This window comes from Streptomyces sp. 1222.5 (assembly GCF_900105245.1).
In the GTDB taxonomy this organism is placed as follows: Bacteria; Actinomycetota; Actinomycetes; order Streptomycetales; family Streptomycetaceae; genus Streptomyces; species Streptomyces albidocamelliae.
Genome location: NZ_FNSZ01000001.1, coordinates 48,322 through 60,982 on the forward strand (window position 1 = coordinate 48,322; position 12,661 = coordinate 60,982).

Consider the following 12,661-nt stretch of genomic DNA (forward strand, 5'->3'; position numbering starts at 1 on the left):
AGGTCTTCTCCTTCCACCCCCATCGCCGCCATCGACCCCTCGAACACCAGCTCCGACGGTTAGCGACCCCACCCGCTCACCCACGCGGACGGCCCCGGAGTGAGGCGGTGCACCGCGGCCTCGATCGAGCGAGCAGCGCCGAGCGGCGGTCACAGCCCGTGGGGCGCTCGCTCATGGTGGCAGGCCTCGACACGGGTCACGGTGACGGTCACGGCCAACGCTTCCGGTGCGCTGTGCTCGGCAAGGTGGGACAGGACGGCGGACCGAACCTGCTCGTGGACACGGCGGGCAGCGTCCAGCACACAGTTCCCTTCGGCCACCGCGCAGCGCACTTTTATGTGCCATCCCGAGCCGTCTGGCGCATGCTCGGCGCGCACGCCTGCCCCGGACGGTGCGTGCTCGGTGAGCGTCTGTGGCAGCACGGGGCGGACGGCCTCGGTGAGGCGGTGGACGAGGCCTGGCTGCAGACCGGCCACGCCGGGGACCGCGACCGTCGCCTCTGCCGCTGCCGTGAGAAGAGCGGCCGTACGGGTGTCGGCCATCACGTGCCGCCGGGAGTGTGCGGCCCGGATTCGGTGGGGCCGGGGGACGGGGAGGGGTCCAGGAGGTCGGTCACGGTGATGTCGACAGCCGTCACCTGCAGACCGATGGTGTGCTCGGCGGCGTGCAGGACCGATCGGCGTACCTCGTCGATGCGATCCGGCAGTGGGCGGTCGAGTCCGGCAGCCAAGGTCAGCGTCACCACCACACGTTTCGTCCCGTCATCGTCGTCTGCGGGGGTCAGTCGGCAGGCCGCGGCCTGCACCCCGGGGACGTCGTCGGCGGCTCGGCGCAGCACTGTCGCCGCGGCGCTCTCTGCGATGCGCAGATCCCGGTCCGGGTCGGCCAGGGGCAGCATCCGTCCTAGCCGGGCCTCTGCCTTGACGGCGCTCATGACGCGTCGGATGAGTGCCTGCAGATGGGCCGGTGCTCGGCCTCTCAGGGTCCGCGTCGCCGCCTTGAGCGTGGCCAGTGACGCGATGGCCTCGCCGCAGAATGGGCACGTCATGGTGTGCGGGTCGTCCGCTGGTGCTGGGTCGAGCGCCTGGTCCCAGACCTGGCTGAGCAGTCGGCCGCAGGTCAGTTCCTCGTCCCTCGCGAGGGGGTCGTCTACCGCCATGAGGCCATCGCCTCCTTCAGCAGTTGGCGCGCCCTGAACAGTCTGCCGCGCACCGTGGGCTCACTGCTATGTGTCACATGGGCGATCTCCTCGTACGACAGGCCCTGGAGTTCCCGCAGGATCCAGCACAGCCGCTGGCCGGCCTCGAGTTCACCGAGTGCGCAGACCAGGGCGGCTGCGGCCGCCTCCTGCTCGGCGGCCCCAGCGGGCGAACTCCAGTCGTTGTCCGCCGCCGGCTCGGTAGCGGCGTCCAGGGGGAAGGTGGGTCGTCGGCGACGGCGCATGGTCAGGCAGCGGTTGACGGTGATCCGGTACATCCAGGTGCGGAACTCCGCCCGGTGGTGGTAGTCGGGCAAGCGCCGCCAAGCGCTGACGAAGGCGTCCTGGACGGCGTCTTCAGCGTCCTGGGCGCTACCCAGCATGTAGTACGCCAGGGTGAGAAGCGGGCGGCTGTGCCGGCGGACGAGGACAGCGAAGGCGTCCTCGTCCCCTTCGGCGGCCCGCACGGTCAGCACACCGTCCGGCAGGTCGCTATCCAGCAGTGCAGGTCCAGTCCGCTCGTCCATGCCGCCTCGGCTCACGGCTTCCGGGACTGTCGCCTACCCACCCCTTCCAATGTGATGCACATCACACCCAGCGGGTGTGAGGAGTACGCCAGCCGGGTCGTCCAACCCTCTTGACGGGCCTCGCGCGGAGGCACGACGACCGATCGAGGCGATCCGCCATGACGGACAACAGCATCGCCACCGGCCGAGACAGCCGAGCCGGTGGGAGTGAAAGCGCGTTGCAAGGCAGGACCGGAGCGGGAACTCCAGCAGGGACACGGGGCAGGACCACCATCGCGGACAGCGTGGTGGCCAAGATCGCCGGTATGGCCGGCCGCGAAGTTCCCGGCATTCACAAGCTCGGCGGGGGGATGGCCCGGGCGCTCGGCGCGGTGCGCGAGCGGGTCCCGGGCACAGGCAGCGGTGTCACCCAGGGCGTGAAGGTCGAGGTCGGCGAAAGGCAGGCCGCGGTGGACCTCGACGTCGTCGTCGAGTACGGCGTCTCCATCGTCGACATCGCCGGCGACGTGCGTACCAACGTGATCACTGCGGTGGAGCGGATGACCGGGCTGGAGGTCGTCGAGGTGAACATCGCCGTCGACGACGTCCACCTGCCCGACGAGGAAGAGGAGTCCGACGGCCAGGAGGGGCGCGTGAGGTGACCCCCTTGGGTGATCGCCTGCCCGTCTGGTGCGGGCGGGGCTCAGCGGCGGCAGCTGCGCGCCGGAGACGGATGAGTGAGTCATGAACACAGCCACCACGGGCCTCGTCGCCGGTATGGCGCTGGGCTTCGCCGGATACTTCGGGGGCTTCTGGGCCTTCCTGCTGGTCCTGGTCCTGGGCGCGGCCGGTCTGATCGCCGGCCTGGTCCTGCAGGGCGACCTGGACCTCCGAGCGCGGAGGCAACGGTGAACGCCCTGCCCGAACCAGCCGCCTCCCCAGGAGACCGGGCCGGGCCCCCACGCGCTTCCGCTCTGCCGCCACCGGCCGAGCGGGGTGCGACCATCATTCCGGACAAGGTCGTGGGCCGGATCGCTGCCGAGGCCGGCCGTGTGGCACAGCGGCACCGCGCGGCCATACCGCCCGACAGGGTCCCAGGGGCGGCGCCCAGCGCCTCCGTCGCCAGCCACGCCGGAGCGGTGCGCCTGCGCCTGGCCGTGGACCTGCCCTACCCCACCGACCTCGCGCGCGTCTGCGAGCAGATACAGCACGACGTCGCCGATCGTGTGGCCCAGCTGACCGGGATGCGCGTCGACGAGGTCACCCTCACCATCCGGCGGCTGGTGACGGCCCCCAATCCTGGCCGCAGGCGGGTGCGGTGAACGACCGCGCTCCGCCACGCAGCGCGGTGTCGGCAAGTCGGCAAGTCGGCAAAGGAGGACCGCATGAACCACGACCCCGGCCCTGCCGTGCCGGCAGGCCACGCGGCGCCGCCCGAGAGGGCACCAGGCGGTCCGGACAGCTGCCGCACTACCCACCGCCCGTGGTCAGCGCGCCGGCTCCCGGCAGCCGCGGCCGCATGTGTGATCTTGGTGGCGGCAGGTGCGGCACTGATCGATGTCGTCGCCGTTCGGGCGGGACGCCGGGCAGCAGCCTGGCGGCAGGAGCTGGCCGCCGCCCTTGCCACTCGTCCCGTGGACGATGCGTGGATGCTCACCGGAGCCGCCCTGGCGGCCGTCATCGGCCTGTGGCTGCTCGTTGTGGCGCTCACCCCCGGCCTGCGGCATCTGATGCCGATGCGCTCCCCGGCAAAGCAGCGGGCCCAACTGGACCGGGACGGCGCCGCCGTGCTCCTGCGTGATGCCGCGCTGCGGGTGCCCGGCGTGCGCACGGCGCGCATCCGTGTGCGCCGGCACCGCATCCTGGCACGCGCCGATGTCCACTTCCGCGACCCCCAGCAGGTGAAGACCGCCCTCGCCGCAGTCCTGGACGACGAACGCGACCGGCTCGCTCTCTGCCATCCCCCGCGGATCGTCGTCCGCGTCCGCCACCGGAGCACCTGATGAGCACTCAGCACCGGAGCGTGCCATGACGCCGCAACCCGTTCTCAACCGAGTCCTGTTGGCCGTCACCGGCCTGATCCTGCTCGGCGGCGGGTTGCTGATCATCGCCGCCGGTCTCGACCTGTACCGGCGATTTGACCTGACACCGCCCGCCGGCTGGCCGCTGGCCGCCCCCGATGACGTCCTCCTCGGTTCTGGTGACCGGGCCCGCTGGAGCAGCCAGGGCTGGTGGTGGTGGCCCGCGGTCATCGCCGCGCTCACCCTTGTCGCCCTGCTCGCCCTGTGGTGGCTGCTCGCCCAGCTCCGACGACGCCGACCCTCCCGGGTGCCTGTCGGCGCAGGCCACGCTCAGCAAGGCGTTGAACTCGGCCACGGCGCGCTCGGCGACGCCATTGAGGCAGAAGCCGGAGCCCTGCCAGGCATCGACCGGGCGAAGGTCCGTCTCACCGGGCGCCCGGCACACCCGCGGGCCGACATCACTCTCATCCTCACGCCGGCGACAGCACCCGACACCGCTCTCAAGGCCCTGGGCGAAGGGCCCCTGGACAACGCCCGCCAGTCCACCGGCCGCGACGACCTGTTCGCCGAGACCCGCCTGCGCGTCGCCCACCACAAGGCCCATCGGGTGGCATAGGCCGACGCCCTGGTGGGAGTGCTCGGGCAATAGGTACGTCCGTCCCTTTGTCAGCTTCTGGGTATTGCCCGCAGCTGCCAGGGCCGACGACGCTTACGTGGTGCGGCAGTCGGCGTGCTCGCCCAGGCGCTTCAATCGCCCCGGGTGTCACCGTGTCTGCGGGGCGCTGGGAGAGGAGCCGGAACCCTATCGCGGATGCGGGCGCAGCCGCGGCTGATGATCCGCGAGACGTGTAGCTGGGAGACGCCGAAGTGTTCGGCTATACGGGCTTGCGTCATGTCTTCGAAGAAGCGCATGTACAAGAGGGCCCGTTCTCGCGCGGAAAGACGGCGCAGTCCTCTTTGGCGGTTGCGGCCCAGTGGAGCGGAACGGCGGACGCTCTGATCGGCGCGGCAGGCGCGTGGCGCACCCGGCCGCAGCCCGACCAACGGGGTCAGCCCCCACCGGAGACGCGCACACAGTCGGCGGACGCTCCGGGACGAGGCGCGCCACGGGCTGGGGGGGCTCAGGCAGTTCACGGAAGGCCTCCTCCGCACCACCACAGCACAGCCTTGCCGGATAGCCACCGCTCATGCAGCCAGGCCCGGTGGCTGGACCGGGCCCTGGCGTCACGCGCGGGAAGTGCGCCGCGGGCAGATGCCGGCGTTCCCCGCGCTGTCCTACAGGTTGGGTCGGGCGGCGCTGATGTCGCCGAGTGCCGAGCGTGCATCGCGTTCGATCGCAAGGTCGCCGATGGAGACGATGCCGACCGCATGCCCCTCCTCGACGACCGGAAGGCGGCGGATGGAATGCTCACGCATCAGCTCCACGGCACGGTCGAGGTCCTCGTCCGGGGTGACGGTGACAAGATCGTCGCTGCAGGCGGAGGCCACAGTCTTCTCGTCCGGGTCACCGCCCTCGGCAAGCGCACGCACGACGAGGTCCCGGTCACTGACCAGGCCCCGCAGATCGTCGCCCTCGATGACCAGCACGATACCGATGTCCTCGTCGCGCATCTTCTGTGCCACCGCCGTCACCGACGCCTGCGGCTCGACCGTCACCAGCTGGCTGGTCATGATGTCCCGCACATGCTGAGTCATGACTCCTCCCTAGGGTGAGAGCTGGTGCCCACTGGGCTACGACGGCCGGGTACCCGACCCATGCCCCCCTGCACCCGACGGGGGGGCTCAGAATCCGATGACCGAGAGCGGCTACGACCTTGCGGCCTGCGGTTCCGCACAGCGCCGCACCCAAGCGGGCGCCCGCCGACGCACGAGTACCGAGTTCAGGCGTCAACGCCCCGCGGCGCTGCCCCGGCCGTAGACCTCCGGACTGAGAGCGCGACGTCGGACCGTGAGCCGACAGGTCGCGGGGGCCGCACGGCAGCCGCTGCACTCGCACGGACTTGCGGCTTCTGAACGGTGCCCTGGGGCCCGGGCCTCGTGAGGCATTTGCCGGGCCTGCAACGAAGGGACGGAGGGCAGTGGCCCATGCGAGGCAGGCGTCAGCGCTGAGGGAAGGGGAACTCGGACGGTGCCGCACGAGCGGCGGGATGGTGAGTTCAGGCGGCACGGTGGCGACGACCGTGCCGCCGCCCCCGGCTAGCGGGACCAGGTGGTTGGGCCCTCGATGTAGCGGTCGTCGTAGGGCGAGTACCGGGAACCCCCGACCAAGGAGCAGCGGTTGATCTGCTCGGGCGCGATGACGGCTTCGGCCTTGAGGACCTCGGCACGGGTGTTGCAGCCGTCCTTGTCAGCGTCCACCCAGTGCTTGAACGCGGTGCGGACGTGGCCGGTGCGGTCCTCGACACGGACCGGGAGCTGGGCAAGGGCGTCCTGCACGGGCAGGGTCACGCTCTCCCCGGGCGCGGCGGCGGGAGTGGCGGTGGGGCAGGCGCGGCGTGGGCGGCTGTCGGGGCAAGGAGAGCAGTGAGCGCCACCCCAGCGGCCAGGACGGCGGCGCGGACGAAGCGCACGAGCGGAGGTCCTCTCGAAGATCGCTGAAGCCCCGCGGACCACTCCCGCTCTCTATCGGGCGGTGCTGCGGCCGGTTCCCTGGCGCGCGGCACACGCAGGCCGCTACGAAGATCACGACCACTGGGGCTGCCAAGCTGGATCACGGTGAAGTCGGGTGAGGCCGGGGACGCCCAGCGGAAGCCCATCGCACTGGTGCTCACTCGTTCGGCGGTATGGCCAAAACGCCCAGGCCGTAAGACTCGGTCACCCCTTGATCATCTTCCTGGAGGAGACCGCATGCGTCTGCCTGTTTGGTCAGCCGCCGCAGCGTTGGCCCTGGCAGCCACCGTCATTCCCGGCACAAACGCCATCGCGGCACAGCCCGGCAGACTGATCCCCGGCTGCCCGGGCGGCTCGATCTGCTTCTACACCGGCTCCAACTTCGGCGGTTCCAGCTGGGAATGGACCGCCAACAGCGGCTACCACGACCTGCCCGAGGCACTGCACGATCACGTGGGCTCCTTCGTGGCCAACACCGACGGCTGCCTCATCAACTGGCAGCCCAAGGAGACCCGCCTGGTTCACAAGGGCGACTATCGCATCAACTACACCACGGACTTCGGCGGCAGGGTCGACGGCGTCGGCACCACCTGCTGATCCCCCAACGCTCGTGTAGCGCCCTCCCCATCTTCGGCCAGCACACGATGCGGCACGCCCCCGACCCGGTCCTGCCGCAGGGGCGGGCAGCGCTACACCGCCCCGCGAGCACCAGCCGTTCGCCAGCAAGCGCCTTGGAGGTATCGTCGGTGCCGAGGGGCCATCACGCTGTCTGCAAGGCCCCACCCGGCCGAACCGTACAGACGGCAGGTCTGTGCCCGACCGTCGTGGAAGGGCGCTGCAGGTGCGCGGGCGGTGGCCAGTCTTCGCCGTGCAGGGCCGGGCGTGCCCAGTCCGCCCCCCCAGGCCAAAAGCCGTCAGCGGCAAGGCCGCTCTGTCGGTGGGGGCGCGTAGCGTGAGCCAGCACACCGAACTTGCAGCAGGAATCACCATGCCACCTCTTGGACAGCAGTCCGCTTCCACCGCCGTGCCGCTCGTGCAGCGTCGGCCGCGGCGGTCGTCCGTCCGTCACGGCCAGGCATCGTGCGCCGACTACGGCTGCACCCGCCCCGAGTGCCGCCAGGCCGCAGTGCGTGCGCGCCGCCAACGCGGCCAGGACCGCCTGCGTGGTCTGTCCGCACGCGTTGCCCCCCGTGCCGCCGCACGGTGGGCCGGCCGGCTGCGCGAGCAGGGCATGTCCGCACAGGACATCGCCGACCGAGCCGGCCTGTCCGTCACCCTGGTCCGCCGCCTCCTGCGCACCCCGGCACAAAGCCTGACGGCCGGGGACATCGCCCGCACAACCGCCGACGCCATACTGGGCATCCCTCTCCCCACTCGCCGCTCCCCCACCGCCCCCGGCCTGACCGACGCCACCGAAGCATCCCGCCTGCTGGCCGACCTGGCACGCGCCGGATGGCCCGCCACCACACTCGCCCGACGCCTGGACGTCAGCTCACGCACCGTCGCCGAAGTCCGCGACCAGCGCCCCCGCCTCCACCTCGACCTGGCACTGCGCATACGCCGCCTGCACCGCCGCCTGATCAGCCTCGATCCCGCCGGCTACGGCATCCACCCCACCGACATCGCCCGCACCCGCGCCGCAGCCGCCCGACGCACCGCCAAGGCCTGAGGCGGCAGAGCCCCAGAGCGCCGACGAGCCACGCCGCCCCGGCACGGTGAACGCGACGCGCCAAGGAGAGGAAACGTCCGATGGTGGCGCGTGGCGATGGTCCCCGGAGGGGAGAACGTGCGGGGTGTACTCGCTCTGAGCACGCCGTGGAACACGGGCCGCCAGCGTCGCGCCGGCGGAAAACGTCAAGTGAAGTCAAGTGAAGGGGAATCCATGCTTGTGCCGAGGCTTGCCGCCGTCGGAGCGGTTGTCGCACTCGCAGTGGGCCTGAGTAGTGCACCGGCTGTTGCCGTACCCCGCACCTCCGGTTTCAGGAACCAGGCTGCCGACCACCGGGGTTGCCTGGACTTCCGGGCCGACTACGGCCCATACATCTTCAACTGCAATCACACCAGCTATCAGCGGTGGTACTGGAACGACGACTACGAGTACACCGCGTTGCGGCAGCAGGCGACCGGGCTCTGCCTGACGCTGCGCAATGGCCAACTCACCATGAAGCCCTGCTCCGCCGCCGACGATGCGGCGATGTGGCAGATCGATGAGACACAACCCATGCTGATCAGGAACCTCGTCAGCCGAAAGTGCCTCGCGCGGACGGCAAACGATCGCGTCTCGACCGCGACGTGCACCGGAGGTGACTCCCAGCGTTGGACGACGACCTACTAGGCGTCGGGCGGAGCCCCACCCCGCCGGTCAGCCAGTCCGGCGAGGAATGGCACCGGGGCAGAACCCGGGGCCCGGAGCGGCGTCATGCTGAGGTCCGGGAAGGTCAGCCGCCCCGGACAGTACTGTGCCCCGCCCCTCGGAGGGGCGGGGCACAGCAGACGGGCTGGGTAATCAGCGGTTGGCGGAGACCGCGTACACCGAGATCCCGATGCTGCTGTACGCGTCCTGACGCCCAAGAGCGATCCAGCCGCGTCCGTCGTCCGTCGGGAATGAGCCGACGAGCATCGCGTCAGCGCCCTGCGCCTCCGCCGTCGGAACGATCAACGCCGGCCTGAACAGCGCCATCCCCGCTCGCGTACGCACAACCAGCCGCTCGCCGTTCGTCAAGGGCCTGCCCGGGGGGTCAGTTGGTTTTCTGGTTGTCGACTTGCTCGAAACGGCACCCGATGCTGTTGTCCGGGTCGTCCCCCGGGATCTGGAGGAGGATCAGCCGGCCATCACCCTGCAGCACTGTCAACGGCTCGAAGGTGTTGCCTCTCTTCACCTCGAAATACTGCTTGCCCCTCACGGTCTCAAGCGTCCAACTCCCCTGACCGTCCTGTCTGCCGGTGATGCGGGCATCACACACGCTGTAACCCGTCGCCCAGTGTTTCCACCGGGCCGAACCACCCTTCTCCAGCACGAGAGAGGAGTCGCACGACTCGCCGGCGTGCCAGTGGCCCACGAGGTCGGAGCGGCTGACGTCCTTCGCTTCCGGTTCCATGGAGCATCCGGTGACAAGGCCTGTGCCGAGGCAGAGGAGGACTGTGGCTGCCAACCGATGGTTCATTCCTGCCCCCGTTTTCGTGACTGTGGGCAGACGATATGCCGCGGTGGGGCGCGTGCCTCGTGGAGGGGGGTGGCCAGGTCTGTGAGGGCTACCGGTAGACCGGTGGCGGCTGGACAGGCGGCGGTGGCGGCGGTGCGGGGTTTGCAGGGGGCCAGAAGGGGTCGTTCCAGGGATCGGAAGGCCGCGCTGGGTTTCCATGGCTGACGGGAATGTGGATCTTCCCGGCGGCCCACAGGACACCCAGCGTGATCAAGGCGGCCGTCACGATCGCCGCTAAGTGGTAGAAAGCCTGTTTCAACGCTTCCTCACCTACTCAATCAGGACACGCACTGCTCTTCTCCACTCTAGGGTTCAGCCTCCGAGCCGTACACGGACTTCCTCCTCCTGCGGGTGCCAAGTCCTCACGCCTGATCAGCCGGCACCACTGCCCTGCTTCGCCGCGAGCGCCGGCAGACCATCCCTCGCCTTCGGCTACGCGGGAGATCAGGCGTGCGCGTGCCGGGGCCTGGTCGTCCGGCGTGGTACGGCATGGTGCGCAGGGCCCGCCGAGGCTGCCCTCGCCGCCTGGAGGCGCTGAAGCCACACGGTGGTGGTGAGAAACAGGCCGGTGAAGACGGCCAGGAGGAGGGCGGATACCCACATCTGCCGACTCCCCAGGCTCTGCCAGCCGGTCCAGGCGGTCGATGCCGCCCACACCAGGACGCCCACCGCGTAGAAGGCGCGGACCCGGCGCAGCTGCCGCACGGCCCGCTGGGACTTGATGCGATCAGTCGTGGATGCCATGCCGGCCCGTGTACCCCCGTACCTGCTGTTCAGCTGTCCGGGGTGGGTGCTGATCCCTTCACCCTTTTTCCTGCTGTCGGGTGCGCCCCTCGAAGTCACGCCGTACCGCGGCACCCTGATCCTCAATCAGGCCTGCATCGTCCGGGAGGTCCAGAACGGCACCGCAGTGACTGCACAGTTTTCCGTTCTGGGCGGGCGTGCCGCAGGCTTTGCAGAACCGGTTGCCCTCGTCGTCTCGGGTCTTGCGTGTCATGGCTCTCCCTTGTCGGGTGGGCGGTGATGCTTGCGGAGTACCCGCGGCTCGAGGAATCACCGGCCGCTCCGGACGGTGATCATCGGACATCTGGTCGCCGCATCGCCCCGTTCGGGGTGCCTCGGCGATCTTCCGAAGCCACCGCATCCGGCCCACCGACGAACACTCGCCACATCCCCGCGATCTGCCCCTCCGCAACGAGTTCCCGGCACGAGGTCATCAAGCGACAGCACCGCACGACGAAGGGACCCAAACCGACCATGCCGAACACCGTGCTGAGCACCTCAGTCGGTGCCGGCCTGCGCGCGCCTGGACCTCTCGTCGAGGAGATGAAGACGACGTTCGCGGCCCGGGAGCTTGCTCAGATGGACCGCGGGGGCCCCACCCACGGTCGTGAGGCTTACGACGCCATAGCAGCTGCTGGCCCTGCTGTGCAGCTTTGCCGCGTTGCAGGTGGCTCCCGAGATGCCTCGCAGCATGGAGCCCGAGGGTGTGGTGCGCATGCTGCAACATCCGGTCTGGATCTTCTGGGGGCAGACCGTCTCCCGGCGCGCCGCCAGGCGGCAGCGGCGTGGGCGGCTGTCGGGGCGAGGGAAACGCGAGCGGAGGTCCTCTCGAAGATCACGAAGGTGGTCGTGATCTTCGTAGTGGCCTGCGTCCCTCCTGGTACGACGGTGCTGACAGTGAGCGGCACTGGCGCGAGGCGTGGGAAACCGCCCCTGTGCACGCGAGGGGCCGTCTGCTCCTGACAAGTGAATCACCTTGCCCAGGCGTCAGGGGCTGTCGAACAGCTCGTTCCAACGTCGACCAGCAGACCGCCGATCCAGGGACCCCGTCCGCTGTATATCGCCGCCGACCGCCCCCTTCAGTGTCGGGTGCTGGTGTTCAGCGGGCTTGGCCGCTCGTGCATGCATGCGAGTGAAAACTCGTGCGCGCCGCGACATGAATGAAGATGCCCGGGCATACATTAGTGCGTTTTCCCTATGAACATGAATAAGCCCGTTTTGATGGAGAAGGGAGTACATAAGGGTGAAAGAAAAGCACAGGGTTGCCGCTTCGCTGGCCGCCGCAGTCGTCATGACGTTTGCCGGAGTCGGAGCAGCACACGCTGCGAAGCAGCCCGTGGCAGCGAACGGCACCGGCGTAGGCACCGCATCCGTTGGCGGGTGCGACAACGGCCACGACTGCCCGAAGCCCCCGCCAGTGCCGTCGGGATGCTTCGACATCGACTCGGCAGTTCAGGATCCAGACAAGTACCTCTCGGTGGTGTGCGACGGGCGGGTGTACGTCCTGACGGTCAGAGAGGCGCCGCCCTCGGCTCCTCAGCCTGTGGGCGACTGGCAGTTCGTGGGCGGCCCGACTAACGTCGTCGACGCCACACTGTCGACGCGCGCCAACGAGGTCTATGTCAGCGTGCTGACCGCGACCGGCAGCGTATTCCAGGGCGTCTGCACCGCAACGGAACCGCTCACGGTACCGTGCACCTTCACGCAGATGCCCACGCCTCCGTGACCAGACAACAGGCGGACCCCCCAACCGGACTGCCGAGCCGGCCCCAGGTTCCGTGTGACACAGGAACCTGCTGCGGCGTTTTCAGAGGGCTGAGTTGACAGCCGGTTCTCACTAGCTGGCACGACTGGGCGCGGTCAGGTGATCGAGGCCCTCACGGCCTGCCGGTCACAAAGTGTCAGAGCCCCGGTCGGTGATCACCAACCGGGGCTCCAAGCTGCATGGACCAGCCACGACGCCTGAACTGGCCATTCGCGCCACCGTGCGTGAACCCGCCCCTGCGATCGGGCTGGGGTGGACGACGCAGTCGGATCCGGCCTTGGACGACCGCGGCACGGATGTCAGGGCGCAGGGACCCAGGCCACATGCCCGCCGGGAGAAACCGCGGGCCGCTGCAGGAGCGCCACTCACGTCGTCCTGAGTGCCGGCCCTCACATCAGGCCTCGAAAACCCGGCGCATGACCCCGCGGGGATGGCTTTGGCCTACTGGACCGAGGCCAAGGGCGCCAGATGGGCGCCCTTCACTACCAGCGGGCGGCTGCGCGCCCTTGACCTGACGGGTGGGTGGCTGTGGTAGCTCTCCCCTGCCGCCGAAAGCCGTGCGCGCCAGGACAGTG

At 69.7% G+C, this 12,661-nt stretch carries 18 protein-coding genes and 1 pseudogene; 9 read left to right on the forward strand and 10 right to left on the reverse strand.

The features are described 5' to 3' along the window. Positions 1–149: 149 nt before the first annotated feature. The 3 genes from BLW57_RS00250 to BLW57_RS00260 are packed head-to-tail and all read right to left on the reverse strand — an operon-like array spanning position 150 to position 1,725. Positions 150–542, reverse strand: a complete 393-nt coding sequence (locus BLW57_RS00250; RefSeq protein WP_093471265.1) for a hypothetical protein — start codon at positions 540–542, stop codon at positions 150–152. Further along, complete coding sequence (locus BLW57_RS00255) at positions 542–1,159, reverse strand: Asp23/Gls24 family envelope stress response protein (RefSeq protein WP_093471266.1); 618 nt, start codon at positions 1,157–1,159, stop codon at positions 542–544. Before BLW57_RS00255 ends, BLW57_RS00250 begins: the two co-directional genes overlap by 1 nt. Further along, positions 1,150–1,725 (reverse strand): RNA polymerase sigma factor, encoded by a 576-nt coding sequence (locus BLW57_RS00260; protein WP_176985380.1) that lies wholly within the window; start codon positions 1,723–1,725, stop codon positions 1,150–1,152. The genes BLW57_RS00255 and BLW57_RS00260 overlap by 10 nt, the downstream gene beginning before the upstream one ends. A gap of 158 nt (positions 1,726–1,883) precedes the next feature. Between BLW57_RS00260 and BLW57_RS00265 the strand changes: the two genes are divergently transcribed. The 5 genes from BLW57_RS00265 (at position 1,884) to BLW57_RS00280 (ending at position 4,341) form a co-directional block, all read left to right on the forward strand. Next, entirely contained in the window at positions 1,884–2,366 is a 483-nt protein-coding gene (locus BLW57_RS00265; protein WP_093471268.1) for an Asp23/Gls24 family envelope stress response protein, read from the forward strand. A gap of 82 nt (positions 2,367–2,448) precedes the next feature. After that, positions 2,449–2,616 (forward strand): hypothetical protein, encoded by a 168-nt coding sequence (locus tag BLW57_RS41080; protein WP_176985381.1) that lies wholly within the window; start codon positions 2,449–2,451, stop codon positions 2,614–2,616. 110 nt (positions 2,617–2,726) lie between these two features. Next, positions 2,727–3,026: an Asp23/Gls24 family envelope stress response protein gene (locus tag BLW57_RS00270; protein WP_256339301.1), complete on the forward strand. Its 300-nt coding sequence runs from the start codon at positions 2,727–2,729 to the stop codon at positions 3,024–3,026. Between the two features lie 312 nt (positions 3,027–3,338). After that, entirely contained in the window at positions 3,339–3,707 is a 369-nt protein-coding gene (locus BLW57_RS00275) for a DUF6286 domain-containing protein (RefSeq protein ID WP_256339302.1), read from the forward strand. A 25-nt stretch (positions 3,708–3,732) separates the two neighbouring features. Further along, complete coding sequence (locus BLW57_RS00280; protein WP_093471271.1) at positions 3,733–4,341, forward strand: alkaline shock response membrane anchor protein AmaP; 609 nt, start codon at positions 3,733–3,735, stop codon at positions 4,339–4,341. Positions 4,342–4,472: 131 nt separating this feature from the next. Here BLW57_RS00280 and BLW57_RS00285 read toward each other — a convergent pair. The 3 genes and pseudogenes from BLW57_RS00285 to BLW57_RS41895 all read right to left on the reverse strand — a co-directional run. Then, positions 4,473–4,685, reverse strand: a pseudogene (locus BLW57_RS00285) (sigma factor-like helix-turn-helix DNA-binding protein); the annotation flags it as partial. Between the two features lie 315 nt (positions 4,686–5,000). Continuing rightward, on the reverse strand, positions 5,001–5,420 hold the full coding sequence (locus tag BLW57_RS00290; RefSeq protein ID WP_093471272.1) for a CBS domain-containing protein: 420 nt from the start codon (positions 5,418–5,420) through the stop codon (positions 5,001–5,003). A gap of 501 nt (positions 5,421–5,921) precedes the next feature. After that, on the reverse strand, positions 5,922–6,173 hold the full coding sequence (locus tag BLW57_RS41895; RefSeq protein WP_256339303.1) for a hypothetical protein: 252 nt from the start codon (positions 6,171–6,173) through the stop codon (positions 5,922–5,924). Between the two features lie 399 nt (positions 6,174–6,572). On the opposite strand from BLW57_RS41895, the gene BLW57_RS00300 reads away from it, so the two are divergent. The 3 genes from BLW57_RS00300 to BLW57_RS00310 all read left to right on the forward strand — a co-directional run bounded on the left by BLW57_RS00300 (position 6,573) and on the right by BLW57_RS00310 (position 8,670). Further along, positions 6,573–6,932 carry a peptidase inhibitor family I36 protein gene (locus BLW57_RS00300; RefSeq protein WP_093471274.1) on the forward strand — a complete coding sequence of 120 codons (360 nt, stop codon included), beginning with the start codon at positions 6,573–6,575 and terminating at the stop codon, positions 6,930–6,932. A gap of 634 nt (positions 6,933–7,566) precedes the next feature. Beyond that, the gene (locus BLW57_RS00305) at positions 7,567–8,004 is read left to right on the forward strand and encodes a hypothetical protein (RefSeq protein ID WP_093471275.1); all 438 of its coding nucleotides are present in this window, start codon (positions 7,567–7,569) and stop codon (positions 8,002–8,004) included. A gap of 213 nt (positions 8,005–8,217) precedes the next feature. Next, positions 8,218–8,670 (forward strand): RICIN domain-containing protein, encoded by a 453-nt coding sequence (locus tag BLW57_RS00310; RefSeq protein WP_176985382.1) that lies wholly within the window; start codon positions 8,218–8,220, stop codon positions 8,668–8,670. Between the two features lie 171 nt (positions 8,671–8,841). Here the strand turns inward: BLW57_RS00310 and BLW57_RS41085 are convergent, their stop codons facing one another. The 4 genes from BLW57_RS41085 to BLW57_RS00325 form a co-directional block, all read right to left on the reverse strand. Continuing rightward, positions 8,842–9,015, reverse strand: coding sequence for a hypothetical protein (locus BLW57_RS41085; protein WP_176985368.1), 174 nt, complete (start codon positions 9,013–9,015; stop codon positions 8,842–8,844). A 58-nt stretch (positions 9,016–9,073) separates the two neighbouring features. Further along, entirely contained in the window at positions 9,074–9,433 is a 360-nt protein-coding gene (locus tag BLW57_RS00315; protein WP_093471278.1) for a hypothetical protein, read from the reverse strand. Positions 9,434–9,982: 549 nt separating this feature from the next. Further along, complete coding sequence (locus tag BLW57_RS00320) at positions 9,983–10,282, reverse strand: hypothetical protein (protein WP_093471280.1); 300 nt, start codon at positions 10,280–10,282, stop codon at positions 9,983–9,985. A 58-nt stretch (positions 10,283–10,340) separates the two neighbouring features. Beyond that, complete coding sequence (locus BLW57_RS00325) at positions 10,341–10,535, reverse strand: zinc ribbon domain-containing protein (RefSeq protein WP_093471281.1); 195 nt, start codon at positions 10,533–10,535, stop codon at positions 10,341–10,343. 1,029 nt (positions 10,536–11,564) lie between these two features. Between BLW57_RS00325 and BLW57_RS40790 the strand changes: the two genes are divergently transcribed. Beyond that, positions 11,565–12,047, forward strand: a complete 483-nt coding sequence (locus tag BLW57_RS40790) for a hypothetical protein (protein ID WP_143051551.1) — start codon at positions 11,565–11,567, stop codon at positions 12,045–12,047. Positions 12,048–12,661 lie beyond the last annotated feature (614 nt).

Bases quoted from the DNA above. Each gene is read 5' to 3' on its own strand.
- BLW57_RS00305 (WP_093471275.1), top strand. From the start codon at position 7,567: ATGTCCGCACAGGACATCGCCGACCGAGCCGGCCTGTCCGTCACCCTG.
- BLW57_RS00310 (WP_176985382.1), top strand. From the start codon at position 8,218: ATGCTTGTGCCGAGGCTTGCCGCCGTCGGAGCGGTTGTCGCACTCGCA.
- BLW57_RS00250 (WP_093471265.1), bottom strand. From the start codon at position 542: ATGGCCGACACCCGTACGGCCGCTCTTCTCACGGCAGCGGCAGAGGCG.
- BLW57_RS00290 (WP_093471272.1), bottom strand. From the start codon at position 5,420: ATGACTCAGCATGTGCGGGACATCATGACCAGCCAGCTGGTGACGGTC.
- BLW57_RS00300 (WP_093471274.1), top strand. From the start codon at position 6,573: ATGCGTCTGCCTGTTTGGTCAGCCGCCGCAGCGTTGGCCCTGGCAGCC.
- BLW57_RS00325 (WP_093471281.1), bottom strand. From the start codon at position 10,535: ATGACACGCAAGACCCGAGACGACGAGGGCAACCGGTTCTGCAAAGCC.
- BLW57_RS00260 (WP_176985380.1), bottom strand. From the start codon at position 1,725: ATGGACGAGCGGACTGGACCTGCACTGCTGGATAGCGACCTGCCGGAC.
- BLW57_RS00320 (WP_093471280.1), bottom strand. From the start codon at position 10,282: ATGGCATCCACGACTGATCGCATCAAGTCCCAGCGGGCCGTGCGGCAG.
- BLW57_RS41080 (WP_176985381.1), top strand. From the start codon at position 2,449: ATGAACACAGCCACCACGGGCCTCGTCGCCGGTATGGCGCTGGGCTTC.
- BLW57_RS00255 (WP_093471266.1), bottom strand. From the start codon at position 1,159: ATGGCGGTAGACGACCCCCTCGCGAGGGACGAGGAACTGACCTGCGGC.
- BLW57_RS00265 (WP_093471268.1), top strand. From the start codon at position 1,884: ATGACGGACAACAGCATCGCCACCGGCCGAGACAGCCGAGCCGGTGGG.
- BLW57_RS00315 (WP_093471278.1), bottom strand. From the start codon at position 9,433: ATGGAACCGGAAGCGAAGGACGTCAGCCGCTCCGACCTCGTGGGCCAC.
- BLW57_RS00280 (WP_093471271.1), top strand. From the start codon at position 3,733: ATGACGCCGCAACCCGTTCTCAACCGAGTCCTGTTGGCCGTCACCGGC.
- BLW57_RS41085 (WP_176985368.1), bottom strand. From the start codon at position 9,015: ATGGCGCTGTTCAGGCCGGCGTTGATCGTTCCGACGGCGGAGGCGCAG.